The organism is Flammeovirga aprica JL-4, assembly GCF_012844305.1.
Classification (GTDB): Bacteria; Bacteroidota; Bacteroidia; order Cytophagales; family Flammeovirgaceae; genus Flammeovirga; species Flammeovirga aprica.
Genome location: NZ_JABANE010000048.1, coordinates 24,283 through 44,070, shown reverse-complemented (window position 1 = coordinate 44,070; position 19,788 = coordinate 24,283). Strand labels below are relative to the sequence as shown.

The following is a 19,788-nucleotide window of genomic DNA, read 5'->3' as shown; positions in this document are numbered from 1 at the left end:
ATACGAACATGAAAAAAACAATACTAACAATTTTAGTATCCCTCTGCATGTATATTACATGTATGAGTCAAGGCACTGATTTTATATTTGTGGTAGAGCAAACCACAAATGAGATTTCATTCTATGGAAAAACGGAAAGTAGTTTTGAAGTAGACTGGGAAAATAATGGTCAATGGGAGAAAATTTCTACAACAGGATTAGAGAAAATCACAAGAACCTTATCAAGTGCTCCAGGTACTATTCGTATCAAAGGTGAATTGAATCATTTCCATGCACCAAAGACGATAACAGATGTAGTGCAATGGGGAAAAGTGGGTTTCACTTCTCTAGCGGAAACATTCAAGGACTGTAATCAACTGGCGTCTTTCTCTGCACAAGATACCCCAGACTTGTCTAAAGTGACAGACATGAATTTAGCTTTTGCCCATATGGAAAAGTTTAATGGAGATATCAGTAATTGGGACGTATCAAATGTGACTAATATGGCTCACATGTTTCATGCTTCAAAAAGTTTCAATCAAGATATAAATAATTGGGACGTTTCTTCTGTAGTGCATATGTACAATATGTTTGATTTGGCCGAAAATTTCAATCAATCTCTAGAAGATTGGGATATTTCAAGTGTCACTAGCATGAATAATATTTTCATTAATACAGCCTTGACGCAACCTAACTTTGATCGTATGGTAAAAAACTGGTCAGAGCTTGATGGTTTGCAACCAGGAGTAGTTTTTGGTTTCAACAGTAATTTTTGTTCAGCAGGAGAAGCCTTGTCTTTATTAGAAGACACTCATGGTTGGAAGTTACCGGAAGATCGATTACAAAGGTGTGATGAAGAGTTTGTGATAGTAGTGAATCAAACAAAATCACCGATCACATTTGGAGCAAACACAAACTCATCTTTTTGGGTAGATTGGAAAAATGATGGAAACTGGATAGAATATACCACCAATGGGATGGAAACCATTTCATATGAATTCACAGGAAGCTTAAATACAATTCGAATAAAAGGTGAATTAAATCATTTTCATGCACCAAGGAGTATTGTAGATGTAGTAGAATGGGGAGATGTCTATTTTACAAGCTTAGAAAGTACATTTCAGAAATGTACATTACTAGAATCATTTTCTGCTTCAGGAGCCCCAAATCTATCAGAAGTGACAACCATATCATTTCTATTTAATGGAGCTTCCAATTTTAATGGCGATCTAAGTACATGGGATGTTTCTAATATCCAAAAGATGCGATCTGCTTTTTACAATACGAGTAGTTTTAATCAGGATCTCAGTTCATGGGATATCACTTCAGTGAAAGATATGCGAAACATGTTTTTCAACAGTGGAATCAGTGCACAGAATTATGATAATCTATTGGTATCATGGAGCGAGCAAGAGGTAAATGACAACATCAGACTACATGTATCTTCAAACTATTGTTCCTCATTTGCAGAAAGACAGTCACTGTTCAACAACCATGGTTGGGAAATCATAGACAACGGTGCCTGTGATGAGGTCAAGGCAGAGGATCTAGTTTTGGTGGTTGATGGAAGCACAAAAAATACATCAATTTATCTAAACGCTAGTTCATCTATAGAGATAGACTGGGAGAATAATGAAAAATGGGAAACGGTTAGTAGTTCGGGTATTGACGGAGATGTCTTACATACTTACACAAACAGTCCTGATACCATACGTATCAGAGGAAATATAAATCACTTCAAAGCACCTTCTAGTATAATAGATGTAGTACAATGGGGAAACTCTAAGTTCACTTCATTCAATAGTACCTTTAGAAAATGTTCTAAGCTTCAATCTTTCTCTGCATCAGAGGCACCTGATTTGTCAGTAGTGATAGATATGTCGTATATATTTAGTGGTTCTTCAATGTTTAATGGAAGTTTAAGTAAATGGGATGTTTCTAACATAGTGAGCATGCGATCAGCCTTTTATAATGCTGTTAGTTTTAACCAAGATCTCAGTTCATGGGATGTCTCTCAAGTGACTAACATGAGATATATGTTCAACAAGGCCTTGAATTTTAATCAAGACCTGAGTTTGTGGGATATCAGTTCAGTATTGAACATGCAAAGTATGTTTGTGAGCAGTGGAATTAGTGAAGTCTATTATGATAACCTATTGAAATCATGGAGTCAACAAGAGGTAAAAGATAACGTTAAATTAGATGTTTCCACTAAGTATTGTTCATCATTTTATGAAAGACAATCATTGATAAATAATCATGGTTGGATAATCACAGATGGAGGGGCATGCGATGATTTGATGAAACAGGATCTTGTACTAGTGATTGATGAAAGTGAAAGTACTAAGGTTGAGATTAATTATGTAAATGGGACATTTGATGTAGATTGGGAAAACAATGGTACTTGGTCACATTATTCAGATAAAAGTGGAGATGTAAAAGTAATTGAATATGACTTCCTACCAAACAAGCCCGATACAATCAGAATAAGAGGTCAACTAACTTACTTTAAAGCCCCTCAAAATATTAAAGATGTAGCTCAATGGGGAAGTTCAAAATTTGAAAGTTTTTATGAAACATTTGCTAATTGTGAAAAACTAAACAGTTTTACTGCACATGACACCCCTGATTTAACTTCAGTTACATACATGGCATCTATGTTCTCTGGAGCGACTTCATTTAATGGCGATTTGAGCGAATGGGAAGTTTCTTCCGTTACAGATATGACAGCTATGTTCTCTGAAGCAACGTCTTTTAATGGTGATTTGAGCTCATGGGAAGTTTCTTCCGTTACAGATATGACATCTATGTTCTCTGGAGCGACTTCATTTAATGGCGATTTGAGCGAATGGGAAGTTTCTTCCGTTACAGATATGACATCTATGTTCTCTGGAGCGACTTCATTTAATGGCGATTTGAGCTCATGGGATGTCTCTTCAGTTACATCAATGTATAAAATGTTTAGTAATAGTGGTCTTTCAACAGAAAATTATGATAACTTATTGAGTTCATGGAGCGAACAAGAGGTAAAAGACAATGTCCAATTGGGTGTTTCAGCTCAGTACTGTTCATCATTTGATGAAAGACAATCATTGATCAATAATCACGGTTGGACAATCGTAGATGAAGGTGCATGTGATGATTTGAAGAAACAGGATCTATTATTAGTGTTTGATGGAAGTGAAACAGAGATTTCCATTTATTATGAAAAAGGAATATTTGACATAGATTGGGAAAACAATGGGACTTGGTCACATTTTTCAAATCAAAGTTATGAAACGATTTCACATAACTATACAGCGAACCAACCTGGTACAATCAGAATAAGAGGTCAGTTAGCTTACTTTGAAGCACCAGATAGCATTATTGATGTAGCACAATGGGGAAATTCAAAATTTGAAAGTTTTAGTATAACGTTTGCCGATTGTAAAAAACTTAAGGGTTTTACTGCAGAAGACACCCCGGATTTATCTTTAGTCAAAGACATGAGTTATATGTTTTTTGGGGCAACGAACTTTAATGGTGATTTGACCGGATGGGATGTTTCCAATGTCGAATCAATGTACAATATGTTTTCTAGAGCCACTTTCTTTAATGGAGATATAAGTTCATGGGATGTGTCTTCAGTAAAAGATATGAGAGCTATGTTTTCTAGGGTATCCTCCTTTAACCGTGATTTAAGCGAATGGGATGTCTCTTCAGTTACTAACATGAATTATATGTTTTTTGAAGCTACGTCTTTTAATCATGATTTAAGTAGATGGGATGTTTCTAATGTTACTTCAATGTACGAAATGTTTAAAGGTGCTGTAGCTTTTGATGGAGACTTGAGTTCATGGGATGTTTCATCAGTAACAGATATGTCTGATATGTTTACCAATAGCGGTCTTTCAACAGAAAATTATGATAAATTATTGAATGGGTGGAGTGCATTACCTGAATTGCAAGAGGGAGTTCAATTAGATGTTCCAGTGGAGTATTGTGAGTCATTTGAAGCAAGACAGTCACTTATTACTGATTACAATTGGTCAATAAATGACAATGGACAGTGTGATGAATTATTAGCAAAAGACCTTATTCTTGTCGTTGATGGAAGTGAAACTAATATAAGTTTCCCTGTAACTACCTCAACATCTTTTTATATTGACTGGGAGAATAATGGAGATTGGGAAAAAATTACAACAGGTGAAAATCAGACAATTTCACACTCCATCACAAATGCTCCAAATACTATACGTATCAGGGGAGAGCTAAATCACTTTAATGCCCCAAAAAGCATTATTGATGTAGCTCAATGGGGAGAAACAAATTTTACCTCTCTTGATAGTACATTTAAATCTTGTGAGAAGTTAGAGAAATTCACAGCAAATGATACTATAAATCTTTCTGAGGTGACATCATTGGCAGAAACATTTTATGGTACTGAAAATTTCAATGGAGATCTGAGTACTTGGGATGTTTCATCAGTTACAAATATGTATAGGATGTTTCATGGAGCGTCTAGTTTTAATGGTAATTTGAGTTCATGGAATGTTTCATCAGTTACAAATATGGTAGGGTTGTTTGATGGAGCGTCTAGTTTTAATGGTGATTTGAGTTCATGGAAAGTTTCATCTGTTTCAAATATGGCAGGGATGTTTAGTAATGCCACTAACTTCAATGGAGATGTGAGTGAGTGGGACGTTTCATCTGTTACTGATATGTCTTGGATGTTTCAAAGAGCATCTAACTTCAATGGAGATGTGAGTGAGTGGGATGTTTCATCTGTTACTGATATGTCTGTGATGTTTCAAATGGCATCTAACTTCAATGGAGATGTGAGTGAGTGGGATGTTTCATCAGTTACAAATATGTCTTGGATGTTTTACGGTGCTTCCTCTTTCAATGGAGATATTAGCCATTGGAATATCTCTTCAGTCACAGGCATGTATGAAATGTTTATCAATAGTGGCCTTTCAACAGAAAATTATGATAAATTACTGAAAGGGTGGAGTGCATTACCTGAATCAAATGATTTACAAGAGGGAGTTCGCTTAGATGTTTCATTGGAGTATTGTGAGTCCTTTTCAGAAAGACAGTCACTTATTAATGACTACAATTGGACAATAAATGACAGAGGACCATGTGAAGAGGTATTGGCTGAAGATCTAATTCTTGTCGTTGATGGAAGTGAAACTAATATAAGTTTTCCTGTAACTACTTCATCATCTTTTTATATTGACTGGGAGAATAATGAAAACTGGGAAAAAATTTCAACAGGTGAAAATCAGACAATTTCACACTCCATCACAAATGCTCCAGACACTATACGTATCAGAGGAGAGCTAAATCACTTTAATGCACCTAAAAGTATTATTGATGTAGCTCAATGGGGAGAAACAAATTTTACCTCTTTATTGTCAACTTTTAAGGATTGTAAGAAGCTAGAGAAATTCACAGCAACAGATTCTATAAATCTTTCTGAGGTAACTTCACTTGTAGATACTTTTAATGGAGCATCCAACTTTAATGGTGATTTGAGCACTTGGGATGTTTCATCAGTAACCAATATGGCAGGGATGTTTAATCATGCCTCTAGCTTCAATGGAGATTTGAGTGAGTGGGATGTTTCGTCTGTTACTAATATGTCTTGGATGTTTTATAAAGCCTCTAGCTTCAATGGAGATTTGAGTGAGTGGGACGTTTCATCTGTTACTAATATGTATGTGATGTTTTATGAAGCACTTGCATTCAATGTAAATTTAAGTACTTGGAATGTCTCATCGGTAGAAAATATGAATGGAATGTTTAGGAATGCGGTGAATTTCAATGAAGATTTGAGTAATTGGGACGTTTCATCAGTGACAAATATGTCTGAAATGTTTAGAGGTGCATCTTCTTTCAACCAAGACTTGAGCTCATGGGCTGTATCATTAGTTACAGATATGAGTAGAATGTTTCATGGAGCTTCTTCATTCAATCAAAACTTGAGCTCATGGGATGTTTCGTCAGTGACAACTATGCAGGAGATGTTTAGTGAAGCTTCTAGCTTTAATGGAGATATAGGTAATTGGGATGTTTCATCAGTAAAAAATACGTCTTGGATGTTTTATGGTACATCATTTAATGGAGATATAGGTAGTTGGGATGTGTCATCTGTTACAACAATGCAGGGGATGTTTAGAGGTGCAACTTCTTTCAATCAAAGTTTGGATTGGGATGTCTCATCCGTAACAAATATGCAGGAGATGTTTTTTGGATCTTCTATCTTTAATGGAGACATAGGTAGCTGGGACGTTTCTTCAGTTACAACAATGCGGGGGATGTTTTACGGAGCTTTTAACTTTAATGGAGACATAGGTAGCTGGGATGTTTCTTCAGTTACAACAATGTTGGGGATGTTTCAGAATGCAAAGTTATTCAATCAAAGTCTGAATGAATGGGATGTCTTGTCAGTGACAACTATGCATGCCATGTTCCACAGTGCCGAAGCATACAATCAAGAAATGAGTAGTTGGGATGTCTCATCAGTAACTGACATGTCTTATATGTTTGAAAGAACACATAATTTCAATCAAAACCTTAATAACTGGGATGTGTCATCAGTAACTAACATGTCTTATATGTTTTATGCATCTACTAACTTTAATTGTGATATAAGTAACTGGGATGTTTCTTCTGTAACAACAATGAAAGGGATGTTTTCTTATGCTTACACTTTCAATCAAGACTTGGGTGATTGGGATGTATCATCAGCTACAACTTTGGAGGATATGTTTGAAGGAATAACCAGTCTTTCCTCTGAAAATTACGATAACATATTAATAGGCTGGAGTAAATTACCTAACTTAGAAACTGGTGTAATGTTGGGAGCATCTTCTATTACATATTGTGCTGGCAGTGATGCTAGAGCCACTCTAACAGATGATTTTGGATGGGACATAAGCGACGGTGGAGAATCTTGTACTAGAGGAAGTAGTGCACGAACAAGCAACTCAAATAATCATTTGTTAGAAGAACCAGTATTAAATATAGAGGAACTCCATGGAAATTTAGAGTGGAAACTTTATGATTTTACAGGTCAATTAATCGATTCAGGAACACTCACCTTACAAGAGGGCGAACAGCTAAAATGGTGGGATTTACAAAAAGAATATAAGAAAGCTGGAATCTTAAGAATTACGGATAATTCGGGTAAAGTAGCAGTTAAAAAATTTATTAAACAATAAACTTAATCAAGTAGCCTATAAGTACAAATTCAAAATTATCTAATACTAATTCTATTTATTGTTTTGCGATTACTTCCTTCAAAAAACTTTCAATAGAACCACTATTAATACGTTTTTTAGCGTTGTACTCACAAAAAATAAATTAGAATTAACTATAATTTATTTTTGACTTTGTACTTATCTTTTATTAGATATAGGCTACCTCAAATGAAACAATGAAAAATTTTTTTACAATTTTATTAGCGATAAGCTTTTGTGTACCGTGTGTTGGACAAAGTACTGACTTTATATTTGTGGTGAATCAATCAACAAATCAAGTATCATTCTCTGGTAATACAGCAAACTCTTTTGAAGTAGACTGGGAGAATAATGATGAATGGGAGGAAATATCCACTAATGGATTGGAGCAAATAACAAGAACATTGTCAAGCCCTCCCGATACTATTCGTATCAGAGGAGAATTAAATCACTTTATAGCTCCTAAAAGTATCATAGATGTAGTGCAATGGGGAGATGTCAATTTCACAAGTTTAAAGCAAACATTTCAGCAATGTTATTTTTTAAAATCATTTTCAGCAAATGATACTCCAAATTTATCAGCTGTAACTGATATGTCATATACGTTTAGTGGTTCTAGGCAGTTTAATGGAGATGTTAGCCTCTGGGATGTTTCTCATGTAGAGAGTATGCGATCTGCTTTTGTTAGAGCAGAGAGTTTCAATCAAGACCTTAGTAATTGGGATGTCTCTCAAGTAAAAAATATGAGGTTTATGTTCACTAACGCCTTGATTCATGACTCAGATATAAGTAAATGGGATGTCAGTTCTGTGGTAAACATGGAAGATATGTTTGTGAATAGTGGGTTAAGTACAGAAAACTATGATAAACTATTGAAAAGTTGGAGTGCATTGCCTGGATTAAAAAGAGGAGTTAAACTAGATGCTTCAGTAAACTATTGTGAGTCATCTTCAGAAAGACAATTTTTGATAGATCACTATAATTGGACAATTACGGATAAGGGAGTTTGCCAGGATGTCTCGAAGAAAGAAGATCTTGTTTTGGTGGTTGATGGAAGTGAAAGTGAAATTACAATTTTAGGCATTAAAGGGGCATTTGATATTGATTGGGAAAACAATGGAAGTTGGTTATCTATCTCAAATGATGATTATCAGGATATTACATATAATTATGAAAACAAAGTACCTGATACAATAAGAATAAGAGGACAGGTAGACTACTTCGAAGCTCCCAAAAGTATAATAGATGTAGCACAATGGGGTAATTCTAAATTTGAAGATTTTAATTTTTCGTTTTTTGATTGTAAAAAATTGGAGGCTTTTTCGGCACAAGATACTCCAGATTTATCCTTGTTTAATGAAGGATACGGCATGCAAGGAATGTTTTGTCAAGCATCTTCTTTTAATGGAGATATTAGCCACTGGGATGTGTCAAATGTTCGAAATATGTGTTATATGTTTTATGAAGCACCTTCATTTAATGGTAATATTAGTGGTTGGGAGGTAACTTCTGCAACATGGATGGAACATATGTTTAATGGAGCAACTTCTTTTAATAGAGACCTTAGCAATTGGGATATTTCTACAGCTATTAACGTGACTGCTATGTTGACAAATAGTGGTATTTCGTCTGAAAATTACGATAAATTATTGAACTCTTGGAGTAATTTAGATTTACATTACGGCCTTCGATTCGATGTTTCATCATCGTATTGTGAGGGTAGTGACGCGAGAGCTTCTATTATTAATAATTTTGGATGGACAATTTATGATTATGGTAAATCTTGTGGAGCAGGAAGTGGTGCACGTACTAAAAATGCCTTTACCAACTCTTTAGAAAAACCAGAAATTAATATAAACAACCTTCACGGCAACTTAGAGTGGAAACTATATGATTTCACAGGTCAATTAATCGATTCTGGATCTCTCACCGTACATGAAGGTGAAAAGCTAAAATGGTGGGAATTTCAAAAAGAATTTAATAAAGCTGGAATCTTAAGAGTTACGGATGGTTCGGGTAAAGTTGTGATAAGAAAATTTGTAAAAGAATAGAATTAATAAAGCTGGTCTACGTTTTAAAAAAGGCATAGGCCAGCAATTATTAGAGATGATATTTTTATAAATTTGAATGCAATGTTAATGTAATTTAATGAGGTGGTTTTTTGATTTATAAAAGTTGTTTAATATTATGATATTCAGTGATATATATGGATATTTAATATAGATAAATAAACCAAGAAACTATAAACCATTGATGTGGATATGAGATATTCATTTTGATATGAAGATACTGATATGAACTATTTTTAATAATTAAAACCTCTTCATTATGTGTACTGAATAATATAATTAATCAGATGATTTAATCTTTTTCTGATAACACAATCCTCTTTTTTTAGAATACTCATTCTAAGTGAGAGTTTATTACATCTTTCAAATTTTATTTAAAGAAAATATGTAACGATTTTCGAACAAAAAATAATTATAAAGAATTGATTTTGATCTATTCACTAAGAGGATAGAATAAGGATCATATTGTTTAAATTTTTATAGATTTTTTGTTTCAACTACTATTTAAATTTTACTACATATTTTCTCTGATGACGACTTAGTTATTTTTTTTATATAGATAATTCACCTTCAGCTATGGGAATTGATAAAGACGCATTTGCGAAAAAAAAATCAAATGCACTATTCGGCTTACTAATTTTCTACATTCCAGTAAACATATTTTTGGAATTATATCTTGAAGCAAAGTTGCTTGTGCTTTTTGCATTTCTGCAATTAATAATCATGATTTCACCAATAAGGGAAGAAGTAAGAAGGCATCTTCAAGTAGTTTTCTTGGTTTCGGTCATCACTACTTTTTGTATTTTTCAAGGAGGAGCTACGGCACCCACAATATTTTTCTTCTTATCGCCTCTTTTAAGCGCGTACCTCTTTTTCGGTTTAAAATCAGCGAACATCTATGCAACACTTTGTTTTATGATTATTACAGGGTTGTTGATTTTAAACTTAACTGATTCTTCCTTGATAAAATATATGGAGTTTGATTCTGAGATTCCTGAAAAGCTAATTCAATTTATGGTATTTATTGGGGTGTCATTTGAAATTATCTGGACCATTAATAGATATGAGGAAGCACAAACAACGTTTCTAAAAGAGATTAAAATCCAGCATGAGGAAATCATTTCTCAGGAAGAAGAACTAAGACAACAACAAGAGGAATTAATTACTACAAAAGAACATGAGAATCAATTGGTTAAGGCAGAGGTGAACCAGCAGAAGCTTGAAAAAGAAAAACTACTCGCTAAAACTGAATTATTGGAAATTCAGGATGCTTTAAAATATGCTTCTAAAATTCAGCAAACAATGCTTCCTGATAAATCAAGGTTGGATGATTTCTTTGATGAACATGCTGTTTTTTACAGACCAAAAGATTTAGTGAGTGGGGATTTTTATTTTGTAAATGATTATGGAAAAACCTCATTGGTGGTATTAGGTGATTGTACTGGGCATGGTATCTCAGCTTCACTGTTGTCAATAGTCATCATGAGTTATTTTGAAGGTTTACCTTTCCTGCCAGAATTACCTTCAGAGTTATTGAGCGATTTACATGAAATTCTTTTGCATAGATTAAATCAATCTTTTGATACACGATATTCACAAAATGATGGAGCAGAGCTTACTGTTATTTACATGACCGATAAACATATTCAATATTCTTCTGCAAAAGGTAAGTTATTGAAAGTAAATGAAAAAGGTGTGAAGATATTACCATCTACAAATAGATCAGTCGGGGGGTATTTAAGAAGTAACCGTGCATTTGAAAATCATTCTATCACATTATCACCTGATGATGTTATGGTGATGTATACAGATGGTTATCCAGATCAGCAATTAAAAGATGGAGGCAAAGTGGGAAAAGTAGCTTTTGGAAAATTATGTGAGGATTTCTACAGGAAATATGGAAAAGACTGGCTTAAAACACTGAATAATTTTGCAGAAGATAATTTTTTAGAAAAACAGCGAGATGATATCACAGTTTTCTGCTTCAATAAAAATTAATCATTTGTACTAATGCTATAAAGCAATAGATGCATTAGTACTTAGCATACTATTAAACAACAATAATTGTAAAGCATATTTAGTAAGACCATAATTCACTTAACATTAGTTCTTCTCTTCATAGATTTAAAGCGTTTTGATCTCAAAAAATAGGAAGAAATAGTGTAAATAATTGTGGTTTGATATTTAAGCTTTATCAAGCTAATTCAATTCAAATTATTATGTCAAAAAAATTATTAATTAGGGATTTAACACTTCGTGATGGGCAGCAGTCACTATTTGCCACAAGAATGACTCAAGATCAGATAGATCGAGTTTTACCAGACTATAAAAATGCCAACTTTTATGCCATGGAAGTATGGGGTGGGGCAGTTCCAGATTCAATAATGCGTTATTTAGGTGAAAATCCATGGACGCGTTTAAACAAAATTCATGAATCAGTGGGCTATGTTAGTAAGCTGACAGCATTATCAAGAGGTCGTAATTTATTTGGTTACACTCCTTACACAAACTCAATTATTGAAGGGTTTTGTAAAACCTCAATTAATAAAGGACTGAGTGTGATGAGAATTTTTGATGCTCTCAATGATATTAACAATATTCAGTCAACCATTAAATATGTAAAAAAATATGGGGGAATCGCAGATTGTGCTGTTTGTTATACAATTGATCCTCAATATACCATTTGTGATAGAGTAAAAGGTTTTTTCAAAGGTAAGTACCTTCCAAAAGCAGTTTTTACAGATCAGTACTTTTTGAGGAAAGCTCAAGAAATGGAAAGGTTAGGAGCTGATATGATCACAATTAAAGATATGAGTGGTTTAATACCGCCTATGCGAGTATCAAAATTAGTTAGGTTATTTAAAAAAAATCTATCAGTGCCCGTAGATTTTCATACACACTGTACACCTGGCTATGGTCTTGCTGCTGTTTTGTGTGCAATAATGAGTGGTGCTGATATTGTGGACACTAACATTTGGTATTTTGCTGGTGGATCTGCAGGCGTTGCTTTAGAGTTGATCTATATATTTACACAAAAATTAGGTATTTATATGGGTGTTGATATGCAAGCCGTTGCAAAAATCAACGAAAAATTATTTGAGATTCGTAAAGAATTAAAGGAGTATGATGCCTATGAAAGTTTTCCTAAGCCATTTAATCCATTAACTGATACGCTTCCTCCTGAAGTTGAAAAGCTTTTTGATAAAGCGATCAAGGCAGTAAAAGAGGGCAAAGAGAAAATATTATTAGAAATATGTCATCAAATTGAAGACTATTTTAATTTCCCAAAACCGGATACAAAAGTAAAAGACGCAGAAGTGCCAGGGGGAATGTACTCTAATATGGTTGCACAATTGAAGGCATTAGGTTCCGAGGAGATTTTAGATGAGGCAATGAAGTTAATCCCACAAGTACGTATGGATGCTGGCTTACCTCCATTAGTTACTCCAACTAGTCAAATTGTTGGTGCACAAGCGGTAAATGCGGCTGTTAGTCTTAAGGCTGGAAAAGATATGTACTCCAATACATCTAATCAATTTATGAGTTTGGTGAAAGGTGATTACGGAAAAACACCTATTCCTATTCAACCTGAATTTAGAAAGAAGATATGTGGTTTTACAAATGAAAGACCATTTGATACAAGTAATTATAAGCTTCAAGACAATGTGAAATTGACTGAGTATGGAAACGTCAAATTAGCAGAAAACTATGAAGAAGAACTGTTATTAGAATTATTTCCATCTGTTGCTAAAGGTTTTTTAAAAAAACAGAAAAAGCAAAAGTGGGAATCGGTGAATAAATTAAAAAAGACAAGGAAGGAGAAGCGAGTTGAAAAACAACCACAGACAATTATTACAGGCGAGAAAACAAATTCACCAATGCCTGGAAAAGTGTTGGATGTTGTTGTAAAAGCAGGTGATAGGGTCAAGAAAGGTGATCCCGTGATTATTTTAGAATCTATGAAAATGGAGAATACTATCACAGCTGAATCTGAAGGGAACATCAATACTATTTTTGTAACCGAGGGTGATTTCTTAGCTTCCGGCCAGGCAATTATTGAGACTGTATAATAATTTGTTTTAGTGAAAATTAAAATAGAATAAAATAATGATGAGTTGCATATGTCATTATTTTTAATTCAAACTCTTCAATCATAATATTAAAAAGTAAGTGCCAAGCCTTAAAGATTTTCTTTTTTGAGCTTGGTACTTCAACTTAGTAGAACTATAACTCATTTAAAAATGAAAATTGAAAATGCTATAATTAGCTCAGATCAAATCAAATTAATTCAGGAGACTTTTTCTACAATCGAACCAAGTGCTTTGATTGTGGCAAAAACCTTCTACGATAAACTTTTTGAGTTGGACCCTTCATTAGAAGAACTATTCTCTGAAGATATTACACCTCAAAGAAAAAAGCTGATGGACATGATAGGTTTTTTAGTATACAATCTTAATGACTTTGATAAGTTAGTAGGTCTAATTAAAGCTTTAGGCCAAAGACATTCACATTGTTATGGTGTTCAAGATAGTAGTTATGAGACTGCAGCTACAGCTTTTCTATATGCATTAGAGGATAACGTAGGTAATGCTTGGACAATGAAAGCTAAAACTGCTTGGGGTAACTTATTTAAACTTGTAGCAAACCTTATGACCAATAATAACCATGTGGAGGAGAGTATAACAAAATAAAACAATTAACAGGCTACTCAATAATATTTGTAGAACTAATGTACTATGAGTAAAATTATAATCACTGATTAATTCTAAACTGAATAACGACATATTATTTACGGGTATTACGCTGCTAAACTAAATCTGTTATTGAAAGATGTGTGAATAGGGCAGGGTTTTATTCGTAAAAGTTAAACTTTAATATTTTGAAACTGATTTTTTAAAAAAGGGATTATATGTAAGTACTAGGGAAAAAGTCCGTTTTCTTTTTTCTTAGTACTTAGAATAATCAAAATATAAGTAATACAAGAACAATTCAAAGTAGAACATACCATGAACAGTAGGATTGAATTGTTATTATTTTTTTGACGACTTATCTTATGACAAATAGTATAAAAAGCACTAATGAAATAGTATACCAAATCTTCGTTCGTTCATTCGCAGATTCAAATGGAGATGATGTTGGTGACATTTTAGGTGTGGTAAATAAATTAGAATACCTTCATGATTTGGGTATTACTATGATTTTGCTTATGCCTGTAACACAAGGTGTTTCTTATCATAAATATGATATAACAGACCATTATCAGATTGACGAAGATTATGGTTCTATAAATGACTTAAAACATTTAATAGAAAAAGCACATCAGTTAAAGATCAAGGTAATTCTTGATTTTGTAATTAATCATACCTCAACGAGGCATCCATGGTTTGTAGAATCATGCAAAGGAGATATTATTGAGTTAGCGGATGGTAAACTAATAAAAAATAAATATCGAGATTTTTATGAATGGAAAACTGTTGATAAAGCAAAAGCTCAAGGCCGTTGGGAAAGACAGGTTACAAGTGACTCTGATAATAAAATACCTTGGTCATTAAACCCATATAATCCTTCCGATTCTAAAAGATACTATTCCTATTTTTGGAAAACGATGCCTGACCTCAACTTTGATAATGAAGAGGTAAAGTTAAGAATTTTTAATGTGGCGAAATGGTGGATTAACTCAATAGGGATTGATGGCTTTAGACTTGATGCCGCTAAACATATTTTTGAAACAGATGAAGAGAAGAATATTTCTTTTTTAAAAGAACTAAGAAATGAGCTTTTTTCTGTTAAGAGAGATGTATTCTTAGTGGGTGAGGTTTGGGGAGGTTTTGATGAAATTTCTCCTTATTTCAAGGCTCTTCCTGCACTTTTTAACTTTCAGTTAAGTTATGAAATAATGGAATCTTGTATTGCAGAGAGGGCAGTAGATATGGTTAGAAATTTCAAGAATTATGACTCTCATAAAAAGAATAGAGAAACAGGTTTTTATAATTGTACTTTTCTTTCTAATCATGACCAAAATAGAATTCTTTCTCAATTAAATAATGACATTGATAAAGCAAAAATTGCCTCATCGATGTTACTGACTTTTCCTGGCACTCCTTTTTTATATTATGGGGAAGAAGTTGGGATGAAAGGAGAAAAACCAGATGAATACATCAGGGAACCTATTTTATGGAGTGATTCTAATTTTGGGAAGACGAATTGGATTCCTTCAATCTACAATCGACCTGGAAAAACTCAAAATGTAGATACCCAAAAAAAAGACCCTAATTCTTTATTTCATCATTACAGAAGATTGATACAGCTCAGGAAATCAAAATCTTCCTTGATGTTGGGAACAATAGATTATATATCTTTCAAGGAATTCCCACCATCCTCAATTGTAGCTTTTAAGAGAACTTACAAATCAGAAAGTTTATACGTCATTATTAATTTATCTAGAGAAAAAAAGAATGTAACTCTTACAGATAGCATTGATTTTATTATGACATATAATTCATCCACAGAAAACACAATCGATATGGATTGCAATATTTGTTTGTCTCCCTATTCAACTATAGTCTTTGAAGCTATTCAAACGTTTTAAATCAGTTTGTTTTCACTTTTCAAGGATGGTTTTAAAATATTAACAATGTTATGTGGTTATATTTTTCAAAATTCATCTCTAAATAGATAAACGGGGACTATACAATATGATACTATATAATGATTATCTGTCTGTTGTATAGTTGTTTAATATTTTTTTTCCGTTTTATTAACTATTTAAACTTTTATAAAATGAAAACTGAAACTATTTCTATCAATTCAGAGCAAATTGGACTTATTCAGGAAACATATGCTTTGATTGAGAGAAGCACAGATGATGTAGCCAAGGCTTTCTATAATAAGTTATTTGAATTGGATCCCTCTCTAAGGAGATTATTCTCTTCAGATATGAGGGAGCAACGTAAAAAGTTGATGGATGTGATAGGCTTTTTAGTATATAACCTCAACGATTTGGATCATTTGGTTTACCTAATACAAGAACTTGGAAAAAGGCATACACGGCGTTATGAAGTAAAAGATCATAATTATGAAATTGCCATTGTTGCCTTTCTTCATGCATTGGAAGATAGGCTAGGTAATGTTTGGACAATAAAAGTGCATAGAGCATGGAAAAATCTACTTATTATTGTTTCTGAGCTTATGACCAATAATAAACTAATAGTAGAAAATGTTGCACATCCATAAATAATTTATAATTAGTATGAATGGAGTTATTACTAGGCAGAGCTTAATTTATAGTTCTGTGCTGTGTAATAGCTCCATTTTTGTCTATAAGAATTAGAGAAATAACCTTATCAATTATAAACGAATTAAGCCACCAACATAATTGGTGACTTAAATTATCAAATGATAAACTAATTATTCGAATAGAATAATAAAAACATACAGTATTTCATATACTTAACACGACGGGGAAAGAATAATTTTAATTGATAATTACTGGTTATATTTTTAAAACTTCTAACTGTGATAAGTAGAATTTTTTTCATTTAATTTTCATTGATAGGAAGGGAGTTATTAAGGTTGTTTGATGAATTTAATAATGCTGACTCTTTCATTTGTATCATAGACCTTCAGAATACCTGCTTGATTAAAATTCTTTTGAAATTCCCACCATTTTAGTTTCTCACCTTTTTTCAAATAGGAGTAACCTGTATCTATAATATTGCCATTAAAGTCATATAATAACCAATAAATATCTCCTTCAAAAAATCCTGAAGTAAGATCTAGTTCGTCTTTTATCATACCATTTGTTTTGGTCCTGTTAGAAGAATTAAAAGTCGATGAGCAATCACTGCCTCCATCATGAATCTCCCAACCATAATTATCGACAATAGATTGTCTTTCGTTTTCACTGTTGCAATACGGTGTGTATACTACAAATTTCACATTTTTTTGGAGTGGTAGCTTACTCCATTCTCTTAATAAATTATCATAGTTATCGGTTGTAAATTGATAGGTTTGATAAAACATATTTGCCATATTAGTTACAGAAGAAACATCCCATTCACTAATATCAGAGTTAAATGAGGAAGCATTATAAAATAGGCTTTTCATATTTTGTACACTAGAAACATCCCAATCACTTATGTTAGCATTAAAATGCTTGGCGTTTGCAAAAGTAGATCGCATTGATACAACGTTTGAAACATCCCAATTACTTATATCACCATTAAATAAGGAGGTGCTGGCAAAAGTATATTTCATCGAACTTACTCTTGATAGGTTTGGAGTATCTTGGGCAGAAAAGTCTGTAATTAATTTACATTTATGGAACATAAAGTCCATTGTTGTAAAAGCAAGATCGCCCCATTGAATTACATCAATACTATTTTTTGGAGCTTCAAATTTATTGAGATCACCTTTAATTTTTATAGTATCAGGCTTTTCTTCAAAATAATGACTTACTGAAATAAGTAAACTGTCAGTGTTTACCTCTTCCCATTTATCATTGTTTTCCCAGTCCACATAAAATGTATTTACACTTTGAGCATGAAATTCAATGGAATCGTATGCATTTCCCTCAACTTCAAATATGAAATTATAGTCATCACATGGTCCATGATCTTTAATGTTCCAATTGTGATCATACACTAAATTTCTTCTTGCATCCATAGCATCACCATCACAATAGGTGGTAGAAATTGCAAAACTAACTGAATCTTGAACGTCTTGACTAGCCCAACTTATTAATATTTTGTCGTATGTTTTAGTAGGTATAATTGTACCTTTGAAAATATCAAACATTTTGTAGACGTTGGAAATATTCCATCCACTTAGGTCTTGATTAAAAGATGATGCTTCAAAAAACATTGAATTGATATTTTCAGCTGAGGATATATCCCACCCACTAAGATCAATATTAAAATTTTTCGCATTATTAAACATGCTTCTCATATTTTTAACTTTAGACACATCCCAGTTACTTATATCACAATTGAAATTATAAGCACGAGTGAACATAAATCTCATATCTTCTACTGAAGAAACATCCCATGTACTGATGTCTCCGTTAAACGCATCAGCTCCAAAAAAAGCATTATTCATTGTTGTTATGTTTGACACATCCCAGTTACTTAAATCACCATTGAACTTTTTAGAACTCGCAAAAGCTTTGTTCATGGAACGTACCATGGAGAGGTTAGGAGTATCTGTAGCACTGAATTCAACAAGTTTGTGACATTTTCTAAATGCCATTTTTAAACTATTAAATCCCACATTCCCCCACTGAACAACATCAATAATATCATTAGGGGCTCTAAACTCATTTAATACTCCACGTATTTTTATTGTATCTGGTGCAGTAACATATTTATAGGAAATTCTTTCTAGTCCTTCAGTAGTTACTTTTTCCCATTTATTATTGTTCTCCCAGTCAATCTCAAAAAAAGAAAGAGTGTTAGCATAAAATGAAGTAGTACTTCCTTCTTCTTCTATTACAAATATAAAATAGTCTTCAGTGTTCTGACTTTGAGTACTAACACTAATACCTAATAGAGAGATGATAATGAATAATGTTTTTTTCATGAGTTCATTATGTTATTGTTATCTATTTGACTAAATATATTTTATTTATAACCATCTATGATAGTTAATAAAATCAAATGTAATTTTAATTATAAAATGAATAAATAATCACATATTTATTTCTTCACAAAATTCATATATTAACTATTATTTGCAATAAAATATGGTGGCAAATTTTAATTATTTTATCTAATAATTGAGTAAAGAGAATATTAAAGTAGTATCTTATAGACCATCAGTTTAGCTGGTGGTTTATTTCTAAATCTATTTCGAATATTATTTTATAATTAATAAATATTCGAATTATAATTAAGTCGGAAAACATTTTTTACTTAAAGATAAGTTGGAAACTTACATAACATTTTTTGAATCTATTTATAAGCTATTGGTATTACTGATAGCTTATTTTTTATATTAACTTTGGTTAACAATAGTTTTTCGATTGTGGTGGTGACATTTTAAACTTCTTTAGTCTAATAAGTAAGATTGTCTAAATAGTGTCATATCGATAGGAGTGAAATGTTGTGAGCTATAGGTTTACTTAAAATACTCATAACAGTGCTTTCTTATCGTATGATTATTTAACCGAGGGTTAGTTTTTAATGTTTATTATCAACTAACCAACGGTAGATAAAATTTTGGAAATGTGGTAAACCAGCATGAATAAAAAATAAAAGTGACCATTTAGGAAGCTACTTAACCCAAAAGCTAAAATAAATTTTAAATTGACAGAGTACATCTTGCTTTTGATGTAGTTCGAGAATCGCGTTGTTTTTGATGATTGAACTCCAAATAAAAGAATTTTGAACTCACCTAGAAAGATCAAATATATAAGTCTGACTGCTATATTGATTTGTGTAGTATGTTATTTTACGTTAGCTAGTATTTGATTTTCCATATGTGATCGTACAATTACTTAAAATTCTATGTTTATTATT

8 protein-coding genes are annotated in these 19,788 nt (G+C 32.6%); 7 read left to right on the top strand and 1 reads right to left on the bottom strand.

Annotation, left to right across the window (positions count from 1 at the left end; all coding sequences use genetic code 11):
* The first annotated feature begins 62 nt into the window (after positions 1-62).
* The 7 genes from HHU12_RS17535 to HHU12_RS17505 all read left to right on the top strand — a co-directional run bounded on the left by HHU12_RS17535 (position 63) and on the right by HHU12_RS17505 (position 16,507).
* Positions 63-7,187: a BspA family leucine-rich repeat surface protein gene (locus HHU12_RS17535; protein WP_205959915.1), complete on the top strand. Its 7,125-nt coding sequence runs from the start codon at positions 63-65 to the stop codon at positions 7,185-7,187.
* A gap of 215 nt (positions 7,188-7,402) precedes the next feature.
* On the top strand, positions 7,403-9,256 hold the full coding sequence (locus tag HHU12_RS17530) for a BspA family leucine-rich repeat surface protein (RefSeq protein ID WP_169658039.1): 1,854 nt from the start codon (positions 7,403-7,405) through the stop codon (positions 9,254-9,256).
* Positions 9,257-9,997: 741 nt separating this feature from the next.
* The gene (locus tag HHU12_RS17525) at positions 9,998-11,272 is read left to right on the top strand and encodes a PP2C family protein-serine/threonine phosphatase (protein ID WP_169658038.1); all 1,275 of its coding nucleotides are present in this window, start codon (positions 9,998-10,000) and stop codon (positions 11,270-11,272) included.
* Positions 11,273-11,493: 221 nt separating this feature from the next.
* Positions 11,494-13,344, top strand: a complete 1,851-nt coding sequence (locus HHU12_RS17520; protein WP_169658037.1) for a biotin/lipoyl-containing protein — start codon at positions 11,494-11,496, stop codon at positions 13,342-13,344.
* Positions 13,345-13,515: 171 nt separating this feature from the next.
* On the top strand, positions 13,516-13,965 hold the full coding sequence (locus HHU12_RS17515; RefSeq protein WP_169658036.1) for a globin domain-containing protein: 450 nt from the start codon (positions 13,516-13,518) through the stop codon (positions 13,963-13,965).
* A gap of 362 nt (positions 13,966-14,327) precedes the next feature.
* Positions 14,328-15,863 carry an alpha-amylase family glycosyl hydrolase gene (locus HHU12_RS17510; RefSeq protein WP_169658035.1) on the top strand — a complete coding sequence of 512 codons (1,536 nt, stop codon included), beginning with the start codon at positions 14,328-14,330 and terminating at the stop codon, positions 15,861-15,863.
* 191 nt (positions 15,864-16,054) lie between these two features.
* Positions 16,055-16,507 carry a globin domain-containing protein gene (locus HHU12_RS17505; protein ID WP_169658034.1) on the top strand — a complete coding sequence of 151 codons (453 nt, stop codon included), beginning with the start codon at positions 16,055-16,057 and terminating at the stop codon, positions 16,505-16,507.
* Between the two features lie 333 nt (positions 16,508-16,840).
* Here the strand turns inward: HHU12_RS17505 and HHU12_RS17500 are convergent, their stop codons facing one another.
* Complete coding sequence (locus HHU12_RS17500) at positions 16,841-18,850, bottom strand: BspA family leucine-rich repeat surface protein (protein ID WP_169658033.1); 2,010 nt, start codon at positions 18,848-18,850, stop codon at positions 16,841-16,843.
* Between the last annotated feature and the right edge of the window lie 938 nt (positions 18,851-19,788).

Coding starts and splice junctions, on each gene's coding strand:
- HHU12_RS17510 (WP_169658035.1), top strand. CDS start 14,328: ATGACAAATAGTATAAAAAGCACTAATGAAATAGTATACCAAATCTTC.
- HHU12_RS17505 (WP_169658034.1), top strand. CDS start 16,055: ATGAAAACTGAAACTATTTCTATCAATTCAGAGCAAATTGGACTTATT.
- HHU12_RS17520 (WP_169658037.1), top strand. CDS start 11,494: ATGTCAAAAAAATTATTAATTAGGGATTTAACACTTCGTGATGGGCAG.
- HHU12_RS17525 (WP_169658038.1), top strand. CDS start 9,998: ATGATTTCACCAATAAGGGAAGAAGTAAGAAGGCATCTTCAAGTAGTT.
- HHU12_RS17535 (WP_205959915.1), top strand. CDS start 63: ATGAGTCAAGGCACTGATTTTATATTTGTGGTAGAGCAAACCACAAAT.
- HHU12_RS17530 (WP_169658039.1), top strand. CDS start 7,403: ATGAAAAATTTTTTTACAATTTTATTAGCGATAAGCTTTTGTGTACCG.
- HHU12_RS17500 (WP_169658033.1), bottom strand. CDS start 18,850: ATGAAAAAAACATTATTCATTATCATCTCTCTATTAGGTATTAGTGTT.
- HHU12_RS17515 (WP_169658036.1), top strand. CDS start 13,516: ATGAAAATTGAAAATGCTATAATTAGCTCAGATCAAATCAAATTAATT.